Origin of the sequence: Sulfitobacter sp. BSw21498, from assembly GCF_006064855.1 — a bacterium.
Taxonomy (GTDB): Bacteria; Pseudomonadota; Alphaproteobacteria; order Rhodobacterales; family Rhodobacteraceae; genus Sulfitobacter.
In genome coordinates, this window is record NZ_CP040753.1 from 1,562,932 (window position 1) to 1,576,546 (window position 13,615).

A 13,615-nucleotide genomic window follows, 5' to 3' on the forward strand; every position below is an offset into this window, starting at 1 on the left:
TTATTCAAACTCGATGATGACATCGTCCACAGCAAGGCTGTCGCCCGCTGCGGCGTTGATCTTGGACACTTTGCCCTTTTTCTCGGCGCGCAGGATGTTTTCCATCTTCATCGCCTCAATGGTGCACAGGTTCTGGCCTTCTTGGACTTCATCGCCAACCTCGACGTCGATCTTTACCACCAGACCCGGCATCGGGCAAAGCAGCAGCTTGGACGTGTCGGGCGGCAGCTTTTCGGGCATCAGACGCGCGAGTTCTGCCTGACGGGGGCTGCGCACATGCACTTTCATATCCGCGCCACGCGCCCGCACGCGGAACCCGCCCGAGATCTTGCCGACCTTGAACACCAGTGGCGTGTCATCGACGGTCATTTCTGCCAGTTGGTCGCCCGGCGTCCAATCGCCCGCAACCCGGAGCGATGTGCCGTCGTCAAAGGTGACCGTAGCGCCCTTGGGGTCCGCCTGAATATCCACGTCAAACGAGTGACCTTGCACCGCAACATTCCATGCGGTGCCGACCTTGCGTTCGTGGTTATCCATACGGCCCGACACGCGCGTCCGGCGAATTTCGCCGACGCGGTGCATGGCTGCTGTGGCGGCCGCAATGCGACGCAGGTCTGCTTCGGCCAGGTCTACCCCGTCAAACCCATCCGGATACTGCTCTTCGATAAAGGCGGTGGTCATGTTGCCTTCGACAAAAATCGGATGATCCATCACGGCGGACAGGAAGGGCAGATTGTGTCCGATGCCTTCGACCTCGAAGCTGTCCAGCGCCACGCGCATCCGTTCAATCGCCTCGGCGCGGGTTGGTGCCCATGTGCACAGCTTGGCGATCATCGGATCGTAATACATCGAAATCTCGCCGCCCTCATAGACGCCGGTATCGTTGCGCACGGCCATTTCGCCCGCTGGCGCGTCGCCCTGCCATTTATCGTTCTCAAGCAGGGGGCCTGCCGCAATTTCCATCGGAGGACGGTAGCGCGTCAGACGCCCGATCGAGGGCAAAAAGCCGCGATAGGGATCTTCGGCATACAGACGGTTTTCGATGGCCCAACCGGTCAGCTTGACGTCGTCTTGGGTGATGGTCAGCTTTTCGCCATTGGCGATGCGGATCATCTGTTCAACCAGATCAACGCCCGTGATCAGTTCGGTCACGGGGTGTTCCACCTGAAGACGTGTGTTCATCTCGAGGAAGAAGAAATTCTTGTCGCCGTCCACGATGAATTCGACCGTACCGGCAGAAGTATAACCCACGGCCTGCGCCAATGCGACGGATTGCTCGCCCATGGCTTTGCGTGTCGCCTCGTCCAGGAAAGGCGACGGGGCCTCTTCGACGACCTTCTGGTTGCGGCGCTGGATCGAACATTCACGTTCGCCCAGATAGATGCCGTTGCCGTGGCTGTCGCACAGGACCTGAATTTCGATGTGGCGCGGCTGGGTCACGAATTTCTCGATGAAGATACGGTCGTCGCCAAAGCTGTTGGCCGCTTCGTTCTTGGACGACTGGAACCCCTCACGGGCTTCTTCGTCATTCCAAGCGATACGCATGCCCTTGCCGCCGCCGCCCGCAGACGCCTTGAGCATCACCGGATAGCCGACCTCGTTCGAGATTTTGACGGCTTCGTCAGCGTCAGCGATCAAGCCCATGTAACCGGGCACGGTGGAAACGCCGGCCTCTTGGGCGATTTTCTTGGACGTGATCTTGTCGCCCATCTTCTCGATCGCGCCGACAGGCGGGCCGACAAAGGCGACGCCCGCAGCGGCAAGCGCTTCGGCAAACTTGGAGTTCTCAGACAAAAAGCCATAGCCCGGATGCACAGCCTGAGCGCCCGATTTCTTTACCGCCTCCATGATCTTGTCGATTACGATATAGGACTGGTTCGCGGCAGGAGGGCCGATGTGGATCGCCTCGTCCGCCATCTCGACGTGCAACGCCTGCGCATCCGCGTCTGAATAGACAGCAACGGTTTCAATGCCCATCTTCTTGGCGGTCTTAATAACACGGCAGGCAATTTCGCCGCGGTTGGCGATCAGGATCTTATTGAACATCGACTGTCCCTTTTGGTCTTGAGTGAACGGAAAAACCCCGCATCAGCACGAGGCTGAGCGGGGCAAAATCTTGAGCAATACAGCTACCGCGGCGCGTGGCCGCAGCAGATGTCAGATTATTGGCAGCGTACCGCGCCGGACTGGCAGGCCAGTACGTTTGCGCCGGCACCGATGGCTGCACCTTGTGCAAGGCTACCGCCTGTGACCGCTGCGGCACCAGCGCCCACGACACCACCGCCAAGCGCTTGCTCGCCCAGAGTGTCGCCACAAGCGGCAAGGCCAGCGGACGCAGTAACGGCGAGAAGAATTGTTTTGATGGACATGGGTATAAACCTTTTATTGAACGTGCGTTATTCGCGATGTGATACTGCTTAACGCACGATTTTGTAGAAGGTTCCACAGCCGTCGGGAAAAGAGCACGCGCCCCCGTCAAACTGGGCATACTCTTGCGCAATACGCAAAGCGCATGGCGAAAAGCAGCCGGAACGATGGGGGCAACGCGCATCATTAATCCCCGAACGCGTCAGGAAAAGACGCGCGGGCCAGCGCTTCGTTGATGACCAGCATCGCCTCGTAGTCGGCAGGATCAAACGGATCGTCTACCGCAACCACTTCACGGCCAAATAGCCACGACAAACGCCCGGCATCAAGATTGCCCCTCTCGAACGGCTGGTCGCCAAAGGCTTCCCAGAGCGCGCGCATAAAGGCGGTGTCAACGCGACGGTCCGCCGCCTTGCGATCAGACCGGCGTTCGCGGCGGGTCAACGGGGTGATCCCGCGCGGGTTGGCGCGACGAATGACGAATTGATAGTCTGAACCGGGCATACGCCCCGGGAACCCGCGATGCTTCAGCATGATGCCCCCCAGACTGCAGGGGAAATGCGCGGTGAAACCCCTGCGTTAAATGCCGCAGAGGGAATGGAGACAGGCGCAGACGCCTGCCCCCAGCAAGTCTTACTTGTACTTGCCTGTGTACACGGGCTCAACCGAGATGGGCTCGGGTGCGACCACGACATATTCTTCTTGCTGCTTGGGTGCGCATGCCGAAACGGCTGCGATAAGGCCGAATGCGGCCAGCATTGTGATGCTCTTGGACATCTAAGTCTCCTGTCACTGTTTAAAGGGCCTGGCACTGCCTCATGCCAATCATACCCCGGTTTTAAAGTGGGCAATACATCGGTATTCCCCGCCGCGACATTATCGCAGTTCAAAGCGGTTGGATACGGTGTGGTTTCCAATCCGCCCAAATGTGACGCCAAAGTCGCAGTTCGGTGCGCTGGTACCGCAGCGCTCGCAAGATGTTGTGGGTGCATCAAAGGCCCTCCCAGATACAGGTGTCGTTGCTCAGGCGAAACGCCTCGAAAAACTGTGTGGCCTCGGGGTCTGACACCCCGAATTCCGTGACGCGATCAGCCAAAGAGATCACAATGACCTCTCCGTTCAGCGCGTGTTGCGCCATATAGGGAATGGCCAGCGCGTCGCACAGATAGGTCATATCGGCCCCTACCTGCGCAAAGTCCACAGTGCCTGTATCACGCGCGATATATGGTGCGACGAAACGGAAGCGCAGCCATGTTTCGGTCTCCACCTGATCAACCAGAACTTCTTGCAGTTCCAGGCTTTGCCCCGACGGCATTTCGACCGCGCTGGCCGCGACGGCACCCGCGGATGTCGCTGCAAGCAATACCGATGCAGCAAACCACGTCAACGCAGACGCCCGATGGGGGCGGTCCGTGCAACTGAGTTGACAAAGGGCGGGGCGAACTGTCACCGAAAGGGGTCTCCTGCCCCTTGTGGTCCCTGCGCGGACACCACAAGGGTTGCGAATTGTACCGACGTTAAAGCGGGATGTTGTTGTGCTTCTTCCAAGGCATCGCGGCTTTCTTGTTGCGCAGCGAGGCAAAGGCGCGGGCAATCCGCTTGCGGGTCATGCGGGGCTGGATCACCTCGTCGATAAAGCCGCGTTCTGCCGCAACAAACGGGTTCGCAAAACGCTCCTCGTAATCGGCTGTGTGGCGGGCGATCTTTTCGGGATCATTCAGATCGGCACGGTGGATGATCTCTGTCGCGCCCTTGGCCCCCATCACGGCAATCTCGGCTGTGGGCCACGCATAGTTAAAGTCGGACCGCAGGTGCTTGGACGCCATCACGTCATAGGCACCGCCATAGGCTTTGCGGGTGATAACTGTCACCATCGGCACCGTTGCTTCACCATAAGCGAACAACAGTTTTGCGCCGTGTTTGATCACACCACCGTATTCTTGCGCGGTACCGGGCAGGAAGCCGGGCACGTCGACCAGCGTGAGGATCGGAATTTCGAAGGCATCACAGAACCGCACAAACCGCGCGGCCTTGCGCGAGCTGTCGATATCCAGACACCCCGCCAGCACCATCGGCTGGTTCGCAACGACGCCCACAGTGCGCCCTTCGATGCGGATAAATCCGGTTAGGATGTTCTTGGCGTAATCTTCTTGAATCTCGTAGAAATCAGCCTCGTCAGCCAGCTTGTGGATCAGCTCTTTCATGTCGTAGGGCGTGTTGGCGTTGCTCGGTACCAATGTATCCAGCGACGCCTCGATCCGGTCAGGTTCATCAAAGAACGGGCGGACGGGTGGTTTTTCACGGTTATTCGCGGGCAGGAAATCGACCAGACGACGGACTTCGGCCAGCGCTTCGACGTCATTTTCAAACGCGCCATCCGCGACAGAGGATTTGCGCGTGTGCGTGGACGCGCCGCCCAGTTCTTCTGCGGTGACCTGTTCGTTGGTCACGGTTTTCACCACGTCAGGGCCGGTCACAAACATGTAAGAGGTATCTTTGACCATGAAGATAAAATCGGTCATCGCAGGCGAATAGACCGCCCCGCCCGCGCAAGGCCCCATGATCACGCTGATCTGCGGGATCACGCCCGAGGCTTCGATATTGCGCTGGAACACTTCGGCATAACCGGCAAGGCTGTCGACGCCTTCCTGAATACGCGCACCACCGGAATCGTTAATACCGATAACCGGCGCACCATTCTGGATCGCCATGTCCTGAATTTTGCAAATCTTCTGCGCGTGGGTCTGCGACAGCGAGCCGCCGAAAACGGTGAAATCCTGACTGAACACATAGACCAGACGACCATTGATGGTGCCCCAGCCTGTGACAACGCCGTCGCCTGCGGGTTTTTGCTCTTCCATCCCGAAATCGGTGCAGCGGTGTGTGACGAACATATCGAATTCTTCGAACGACCCTTCATCAAGCAATAGGTCGATCCGCTCGCGGGCGGTCAGCTTGCCACGGGCGTGCTGCGCGTCGATGCGCTTTTGCCCTCCGCCCAATCGAGCATCATCGCGGCGGGTTTCAAGCTGTTCCAGAATATCTTTCATCACGCACCTCTATAAGATTTCCCGTATGCTAACGCCGGGCCGGTGCGAACCAAAGCTCATTTTTGCAAATTTGCAAATATTATACATTTGCATTTTTGATAATTGAAAACTTGCAAATTGTTCGGTTACCGTATGGTTCTGGATAGACAAGGTTCAACCGCAGGCATACTTATGTGTAATGACCAAGGATAACCCCGTCCGCTTTCTGGATAAAACCTCCCCCCCGCATATTTCGACGTTGATCCTTTTGTCGGGGATTGGCGCGCTGGCGATGAACATGTTCCTGCCAAGCCTTCCCGCTATGGCTGAATATTTCGACACAGATTATTCCGTCATGCAGCTGTCAGTCCCGCTTTACCTGCTGTGCAGCGCGGTATTGCAGGTTATTATCGGGCCCGTTTCCGACAATCTGGGGCGGCGTAATGTGCTGCTGTGGGGGCTTGCGATATACATGGTCGCGACGGTCGGGTGCATCTACGCGCCCACGACGGCCGTATTTCTCGCGTTCCGCTGCGTTCAGGCGATCGTGGCCGTATCAATGGTGCTGAGTCGTGCCGTGGTGCGCGACATGTTCGCCCAAGACAAAGCCGCTTCGATGATTGGCTATGTCACGATGGGCATGGCGCTGGTGCCTATGATCTCTCCCGCTGTGGGCGGGTTGCTGGAACAGTCGTTTGGCTGGCAGGCAACCTTCTGGGCAATGTTCTGGATCGGCGGACTGGTGCTGGCGATTACATGGTTCGATCTTGGCGAAACCCATGTCGCATCGGGCCGCACACTGGCCCAACAATTTGCCGAATACCCTGAACTGCTCGGCTCGCCGCGGTTCTGGGGGTATTCGATGGCCGCAGCCTGCTGCTCAGGCGCGTTCTTTGCTTATCTGGGCGGTGCGCCCTTTGTCGGCAGCGTGGTCTTTGGCATGGAACCGGCAGAGCTTGGTCTTTATTTCGGTGCGCCCGCCGTGGGCTACTTCCTTGGCAATTTCATCACGGCCCGCAAAGCAACGGTCGTCGGTGTGAACACGCTGGTGCTGTGGGGCTGTCTGGCCAATGCAGTCGGTGGCTCTGTCTCTATGTTGATCTTCTTGCTGGGCTATGGCTCGCCGCTGTCGTTCTTTGGGATGATGACGCTGGTCGGGCTTGGCAACGGGCTGTGCATCCCCAACGCGACGGCGGGCCTTTTGTCGGTGCGTCCGCATCTGGCGGGCACGGCATCGGGGCTTGGCGGGGCGATCATGATCGGCGGCGGTGCAGGACTGAGCATTCTGGCCGGTGCCCTGCTGAGCGAAGAAACAGGCGCCTACCCGCTGCTGTGGATCATGCTGGCCACAGCCGTCGCAGGCGTGGCGTCGATACTGGTCGTGATCCGCCGCGAACGGGCGCTTGGCATCGCCTGACAAGCCTTGCCGCGGCAAGTTTGCAAAGATACGGTTTGCAGAACAGCAAACTTTGCAAAGGCCCCTCCCCTAATGGCGATCCAAAAGCTTTACGCTGGCGCAAAACTACGCGAGCTGCGCACCAAACTGGCCCACACCCAAAAGGAATTCGCCGCGCGGCTTGGCGTGTCTCTCCCGTACTTGAACCAGATGGAGAATAATAACCGTCCGGTCAGCACCACTGTCGTGTTGGCGCTGGCGTCGGAGTTTGGGATGGACGTGACCGAACTGTCGAGCGGCGACAGCGCACGGCTGGTCAGTGACATGCGCGAAGTGCTGTCGGACCCTGTGTTCGAAGGTGATGTGCTGCCGTTGGCGGATGTGCAGCTTGCGGCTTCAAATGCGCCGGGGCTGGCGCGGGCGTTCATCAAGCTGCATCAAAGCCATCGACAGACGCAGGAACGTCTGGCCTATCTGGACGAAGCATTGGGCCGCGAGGATGCCCGCCCGTCCCCCAGCCCATGGGAAGAGGTGCGCGATTTCTTCCATTATTGCGACAACTACATTGATGCGGTGGACCGCGCCGCCGAATATTTCGCCCGCGATACCGGCAGCGGCCAAAGCCTGCGCGACACTACCAAAGCCGCCCTATCCGCCGCCGGGATCACAGTCGCGTTCGACGAGACGGACGCCCTGCGCCGCTATGATCCGGCCAGCGGCGTGCTGCATGTCTCTGCCCGCGCCTCGCAGGCAACGCAAACGTTCCAGATGCTGTTGCAAGTCGCGCTTGTGCGGCAGAACGACCTGCTTGAAGCGACACTGGATTTCGCCCGCTTCAACAGCCCTGCTGCCCGTGACATCGCGAAAATGGGGTTGGCGAACTATTTTGCCGGGGCCGCATTGATGCCCTATGGCCGCTTTCTGGAGCACGCTCAAAGCTGTCGTCATGACCTTGAGGTCCTTGCGACGCAATTCGGGGCCTCGATCGAACAGGTCGCGCACCGGCTGTCGACGCTGCAACGCCCCGGATCAAAGGGCATTCCGTTCTTCTTTGTGCGCGTGGATCAAGCCGGCACGATCACCAAACGCCATTCGGCCACGCGGCTGCAATTTGCCCGTTTCGGCGGAGCTTGCCCCCTATGGAATGTGCACAGCGCGTTCGAAACGCCCGGCCGTTTTCTGCGCCAGCTGGCCGAGACACCGGATGGGGTGCGCTATATCTCGTTGGCGCGCGACATATCGAAACCGGCGGGGCGGTTTGGCGCACCGGTCCGGCGCTATGCGATTTCGCTGGGATGCGAGGTCCGCCACGCGCCCGCGCTGGTCTATGCCGACGGAATGGATACAACACGCGCCTCGGCGTTTGAACCGATCGGTATTTCCTGCCGCATCTGCGAGCGCAAGCATTGCCATCAACGGTCTGTGCCGCCGCTGGAACGTCAGTTGGTGGTCGATCCGAACCTGCGCGACGTGCTGCCCTATCAGGTAGAGTAATGTGCTATCGCCGTGCGGCCCGCCATCCTGCGGCACGTGCTTGCGCGGCGGTGCAGAACCAATGTTCGCCCTTATCGGTGCGGATCACGGTGCGGTCATAATCGCGCTGGCCCGGCGTATGGAATATCCGCGTGCCCTTGCTGCTGACGTTGCCTTTGATCTCGCAACCGCCCGAACCCGCTGACGCGGCGGGCTTTGTCGCTGTTTTCGACGCCTTGCGAAAGACATCAGGGCGCTGCGTTTCATAGGCGTGTACCCCGCGTCGCGCCTGTTTGGCAGCCGCTTCGGTCTTGACGTAATCGCGGCTGTAGCGCGCATAGGAAAACGCCAACCCCGCCGCGACCAGAGCCTGCCCCATATCCTGCCCGAGCGCTTTGCAGCGTGCCACGGTCCGACCATAGCGGTCGGTATCGACCCTCACACAATCAGCGCGTTGCCCGTCATAGCTCTGGCGGACCAAGGACGACACCCAAGCGCCGCAGTTCAATACGGTACCATCCGCTGCCGTGCAGGGTTGATCCCCCTCGACGGCATCGATACCGAACAGTCGGATGCGGGTTTTGCCAAGGGCGATTGTATCGCCGTCAATCACCCTGATCACACCGGTGATACGCGGTTCGACCGCCGCAGACGGCTGCACGGTTGCGACCACAAAAGCCGCGGATAATAGTGTTTTAAGTATTAATTTCATATCCGGCTGATTGGGACGTTTCCGCGCCCTAATCAACCGGAGATATTAAGAGAGGTTAATTTTCATGCACCACCGTGTCATGTCGTCCCTGTCACCCAATAGCGCCTGCCTTAGCGCTGCGAGGTTTCCCAATCGGGGTGAATCCAAGGCGCGTCATTTGACGCGGCCAATGGGTCAAGCCCCAGCACATGGTCCGAGATTTTCTCGCCGACCATGATGGACGGCGCGTTGAGGTTGCCGTTGGTGATCCGCGGAAAGATCGAGCTGTCGGCGACGCGCAGCCCCTCTACGCCGATCACGCGGCCCTGAGGATCGACGACCGCCTGCGGGTCATCGGCGCGGCCCATGCGGCAGGTGCCGCAGGGGTGATAGGCGCTTTCGGCATGTTCGCGGATAAAGGCATCAAGTTCGTCATCGCTTTGCAGGTCAGCCCCGGGCTGAATCTCGTGTTTGACGAAGGGTTTGAACGCGTCCTGTGCAAAGATCTCGCGGGTGAGGCGAATGCAATTGCGGAACTCCTCCCAATCTTTTTCCTGCGACATGTAGTTGAAAAAGATTTTGGGCGCGTCGGCTGGGTCGCCGGACGCCAGCGTGACCGACCCGCGCGACGTGGATCGCATCGGCCCGACATGGGCCTGAAACCCGTGCCCCTCAGCCGCCGCCTGCCCGTCATAGCGCACGGCAATCGGCAGGAAGTGATACTGGATGTCCGGGTATTTGATCCCCGCTTTGGACCGGACGAACGCCGCACTTTCAAACTGGTTCGACGCGCCCATGCCGGTTTTCGTAAACAGCCACTGCGCCCCGATGATAGCCTTCGAGAAGACGTTCCAGTGCTTGTACAACGTGATCGGCTGGCTGGCGGCCATCTGGATATACAGTTCAAGGTGGTCTTGCAGGTTTTGCCCGACGCCCGCGCGGTCGGCGACCAAGTCGATGCCGTGCTCTGCCAGATGTGCAGCAGGGCCGATGCCCGACAGCATCAGCAGTTTAGGCGAGTTGATCGACGACGCCGCGATGATAACCTCACCGCTGGCACGCAGAATTTCGGTTTTGCCACTGCGCAGCACTTCGACGCCGACAGCACGACCGTCCTCGATCACGATCCGCTGCGCCAAGGCACGGACCAGTTCGACATTACCGGTCTTTTGCGCGGGCCGCAGATAGGCGTTGGCCGCGGACCAGCGGCGGCCTTTCCAGACCGTCTGCTCCATCGGGCCAAAGCCTTCTTGCTTTTCGCCGTTATAGTCGTCGGTTGCTTCATAGCCCGCTTGCTTGCCCGCCTCGACAAAGGCTTCGAACAACGGGTTTTCACGCGGGCCACGGCTGACATGCAGCGGGCCGTCGGTGCCGCGCCACTCGGGGTCGCCCCCGTGGCCACCATCGTGCCAGCTTTCCATACGTTTGAAGTAGGGCAGCACGTCGGCATAGCCCCAGCCATCGGCACCCTGTTCGGCCCAATGATCATAGTCCATCGCATGACCGCGCACATACACCATGCCGTTGATCGAGGATGATCCACCAATCACCTTGCCGCGCGGGGTCGCCAGACGGCGGTTATCCAGATGCGGCTCTGGCTCTGACTGGAAGCCCCAATCATAGGTTTTCATGTTCATCGGGTAGGACAGCGCCGCAGGCATCTGGATGAACGGTCCGGCATCACTGCCGCCGTGTTCGATGACCAGAACCTTGCGCCCCGCCGTCGCCAAACGATACGCCATCGCGCAGCCCGCGCTGCCCGCCCCTACGATAATAAATTCAGCTTCCATCTTATCGCCTTTCTTCCGTATGTCTCGGGCGGGTCAAGGAGGCCCTAGGCCGCCGCGCGTCTGGCGCGGCTTGTCCTTGATGCGCTCATGACTTGCATCCCAACAGTGACGAGGTGCCTTGAGGATCAGGCCGATCCCCAAGGCACCTCTCAACAATTTTCGCTGCGCCTTAGAAAGGCGCTTCCATATCGCCCATGCGCACGTAGACGGTTTTCAGCTGGCTATAGTGATCAATCGCCGCCTTGGAGTTTTCACGCCCCACACCGGAGTTTTTCATGCCGCCAAACGGCGCTTCGACCGGCGCATCGTTATAGGTGTTGATATAGCAGGTGCCTGCTTCGAACCCCGCCGCGACCCGGTGCGCGCGGGACAGGTCTTTGGTGAACACACCGGCGGCCAGACCGAATTCGGTCGCATTGGCGCGGGCCATGACCTCTTCCTCGGTGTCGAAATCCAGAACGGACATGACCGGCCCAAAGATTTCTTCACGCGCGATAGACATGTCGTCGGTCACATCGGCAAAGACGGTGGGCTGCATGTAGAACCCTTCACGGTCAATCGCCGAGCCACCAAAGACCAGACGCGCGCCTTCGGCCTTGCCCTTTTCGACATAGCTTAGCGCGATCTCCATCTGGCGCTTTGATACCATCGGGCCAAAGCTGGTGTTGGGGTCCATCGGGTCGCCAATCACCGCGGTGTCGAGACGTTCAGCCAACCGCTTGAGGAAAGCTTCCTTGATGTCGCGGTGCACAAAGACGCGGGTGCCGTTCGAGCAGATTTGACCTGAGCTGTAGAAGTTACCCAGGATCGCGCCGCTGATGGCGTTTTCGATATCGGCGTCTTCGAACACGATCATCGGGGACTTGCCGCCCAGTTCCATCGTGACGTGCTTGATGCCTTCGGCGGCGGCGGCATAGACCTTGCGGCCTGTCGGCACAGAGCCGGTCAGCGATACTTTGTCGACGCGCGGGTCGGTCACAAGGGACGCGCCCACGTCGCCCATGCCTTGCACAACGTTATACAGACCGGCGGGCAGCCCTGCCTCGACCAGAATTTCCGCGACTTTCAGCGCACACAGCGGCGTTGTTTCGGACGGTTTGAAGATGATCGAATTGCCACAGGCCAGCGCCGGTGCGCCTTTCCAGCAAGCGATTTGCGTCGGATAGTTCCACGCGCCGATGCCGACACAGACCCCCAGAGGTTCGCGTCGGGTATAGACCCAGTCTTCGCCCAGCTGGATATGCTCGCCCGTCAGCGATGCGGCCAGCCCGCCGAAATATTCAAGCGCGTCCGCGCCACTGGTGGCATCCGCGACAGAGGTTTCCTGATAGGGTTTGCCCGTGTCATAGGTTTCGAGGATCGACAGATCGTGGTTGCGTTCGCGCATAATGTCGGCTGCACGGCGCAGGATGCGGCCCCGTTCGGTACCGGTCATCGCCGCCCAAGCCCGCTGCGCTTTGCGTGCGGCGGTGATGGCCTTGTCCACGATTTCAGGCGTGGCGGCGTAGACGGTCGCGATCACTTCGCCGGTGGCCGGATAGATCACCTCGATCGGGGTGCCATTGGTGTCTTCGACGTATTCGCCGTTGATGAAGTGGCTTGCTTTGGGTTGCGTTTGCATAGGTCTCTCTTTTTCGGTTGGGCCCCGCCCGTACGGCGGGGCCTGAAAGGTTTAGGGTTTATTCGGCAGCCACATTGGGGTTGCCATCCAGCCCGTGCAGGTGGCGGCGTTTGACAAAGAACATATAGCCAAGCGCCAGCAGGTAGATGCCTATTACGATGGTCCCGACCCACTGGATTTGCAGCCACTGGCTTTGGAACAGCAGGGTCAGCACGAACAGGCCGATGGCGTTGGCAAAGACGTAAGACACCGTGCCAAAGCGTTCTGTCGTGAAGTTCAGGTTATCGGTGTAAAGGCGGATCAAACTGTCGAAGGAGTTGATCACGAACACGATGCCCACGATGGTCATAGCCCAGTTCGGGAAGCCTTCGGTGCCGATGCCATTCAGGTGGTAATAATACAGAACCGAGAACCACAGCCCCAGCGGGATCGACGGGAACACCAGCAAGGAAGCCAGCAGCTGCCACGTTTTCAGCCCGCCGACAAAACGGCTGACGAACTGACCGATCATGATCGACCATGCGAACCACCAGAACAGGTAGAATTCGTGGTAATCGGTCAACGGGATGACGAACTTGTGGATGTTGGTGAAATAGCTGCCCAGATTGCTTGCGGTTGAGGCGAATTCGCCCAGTCCCATGCCGGCATTCAGCCACATGTAAGCAATCAGCGCCAGAAACAGCAGCGTCGAGCTGACAGAAAGCACGCGCACGAACTTGAGGTCCGTCGAACTGAATGCCGCAATCAGGATCACGAGGAAGCAGATCAGGTAGAAGACCGGCAGGATCGTCTCTCCGTCGCCGACCTCGGCGATGTAATAGGGCATATAGATCAGGAACAATGCACCCGTGAAGGCGCAGGTAGTGATGATGACGATGTTGTTCAGCAGCTTGATCGCGGGAATTTCAAAGAACTTCACCCGCGGTTCAATCGCGCAGAAATAAAAGGTCGTTAGGAAATAGAAGGCCCAGATCAGAAAGCCCCAGAACCCGAATTCGAGCGCCAGCGGATTGGTGAACGCATAGGCAGGCTCCGCGCCCGTATCCGCATAAAGCGGATAGTCAAAGGCCAGTGGGAACATGATCAGCCCCACATCCAGACCCGAGGTGAAAAGGATCGCTATAAAGGTGAACAGCGGCACCGGCGTCACACCGGTCAGCGGCAGGTTCCACCACTTGATCGTACAAAAAACGGTTAGGCCCAAGGCCATGATGACCCCGAACGAAATGATGGTTGTTAACATATTGT

At 59.2% G+C, this 13,615-nt stretch carries 12 protein-coding genes; 2 read left to right on the top strand and 10 right to left on the bottom strand.

Going from position 1 to position 13,615, the window contains the following annotated elements; genetic code table 11:
* The 6 genes from E5180_RS07675 to E5180_RS07695 form a co-directional block, all read right to left on the bottom strand.
* Positions 1 to 2,046 (bottom strand): acetyl-CoA carboxylase biotin carboxylase subunit, encoded by a 2,046-nt coding sequence (locus E5180_RS07675; protein ID WP_138923858.1) that lies wholly within the window; start codon positions 2,044 to 2,046, stop codon positions 1 to 3.
* A gap of 116 nt (positions 2,047 to 2,162) precedes the next feature.
* Positions 2,163 to 2,369, bottom strand: a complete 207-nt coding sequence (locus tag E5180_RS07680; protein WP_037943771.1) for a hypothetical protein — start codon at positions 2,367 to 2,369, stop codon at positions 2,163 to 2,165.
* Positions 2,370 to 2,553: 184 nt separating this feature from the next.
* Positions 2,554 to 2,901: a hypothetical protein gene (locus E5180_RS07685; protein ID WP_138923859.1), complete on the bottom strand. Its 348-nt coding sequence runs from the start codon at positions 2,899 to 2,901 to the stop codon at positions 2,554 to 2,556.
* A gap of 99 nt (positions 2,902 to 3,000) precedes the next feature.
* The gene (locus E5180_RS15720) at positions 3,001 to 3,144 is read right to left on the bottom strand and encodes a hypothetical protein (protein WP_167354535.1); all 144 of its coding nucleotides are present in this window, start codon (positions 3,142 to 3,144) and stop codon (positions 3,001 to 3,003) included.
* A 214-nt stretch (positions 3,145 to 3,358) separates the two neighbouring features.
* On the bottom strand, positions 3,359 to 3,754 hold the full coding sequence (locus E5180_RS07690) for a DUF6497 family protein (RefSeq protein WP_138923860.1): 396 nt from the start codon (positions 3,752 to 3,754) through the stop codon (positions 3,359 to 3,361).
* A 130-nt stretch (positions 3,755 to 3,884) separates the two neighbouring features.
* Positions 3,885 to 5,417: an acyl-CoA carboxylase subunit beta gene (locus E5180_RS07695; protein WP_138923861.1), complete on the bottom strand. Its 1,533-nt coding sequence runs from the start codon at positions 5,415 to 5,417 to the stop codon at positions 3,885 to 3,887.
* Positions 5,418 to 5,595: 178 nt separating this feature from the next.
* Between E5180_RS07695 and E5180_RS07700 the strand changes: the two genes are divergently transcribed.
* A complete protein-coding gene (locus tag E5180_RS07700) occupies positions 5,596 to 6,813 on the top strand; it encodes a multidrug effflux MFS transporter (protein WP_138923862.1) in 1,218 nt (405 codons plus the stop codon).
* Between the two features lie 72 nt (positions 6,814 to 6,885).
* Positions 6,886 to 8,286, top strand: coding sequence for a helix-turn-helix domain-containing protein (locus E5180_RS07705; RefSeq protein WP_138923863.1), 1,401 nt, complete (start codon positions 6,886 to 6,888; stop codon positions 8,284 to 8,286).
* Between the two features lie 4 nt (positions 8,287 to 8,290).
* Here E5180_RS07705 and E5180_RS07710 read toward each other — a convergent pair whose 3' ends face one another.
* The 4 genes from E5180_RS07710 to E5180_RS07725 all read right to left on the bottom strand — a co-directional run bounded on the left by E5180_RS07710 (position 8,291) and on the right by E5180_RS07725 (position 13,610).
* Positions 8,291 to 8,977: a thermonuclease family protein gene (locus E5180_RS07710; RefSeq protein ID WP_138923864.1), complete on the bottom strand. Its 687-nt coding sequence runs from the start codon at positions 8,975 to 8,977 to the stop codon at positions 8,291 to 8,293.
* Positions 8,978 to 9,087: 110 nt separating this feature from the next.
* Entirely contained in the window at positions 9,088 to 10,746 is a 1,659-nt protein-coding gene (betA, locus tag E5180_RS07715; protein ID WP_138923865.1) for a choline dehydrogenase, read from the bottom strand.
* A 169-nt stretch (positions 10,747 to 10,915) separates the two neighbouring features.
* Positions 10,916 to 12,367, bottom strand: a complete 1,452-nt coding sequence (gene betB / locus E5180_RS07720; protein ID WP_138923866.1) for a betaine-aldehyde dehydrogenase — start codon at positions 12,365 to 12,367, stop codon at positions 10,916 to 10,918.
* A gap of 58 nt (positions 12,368 to 12,425) precedes the next feature.
* A complete protein-coding gene (locus tag E5180_RS07725) occupies positions 12,426 to 13,610 on the bottom strand; it encodes a BCCT family transporter (protein ID WP_138923867.1) in 1,185 nt (394 codons plus the stop codon).
* Positions 13,611 to 13,615 lie beyond the last annotated feature (5 nt).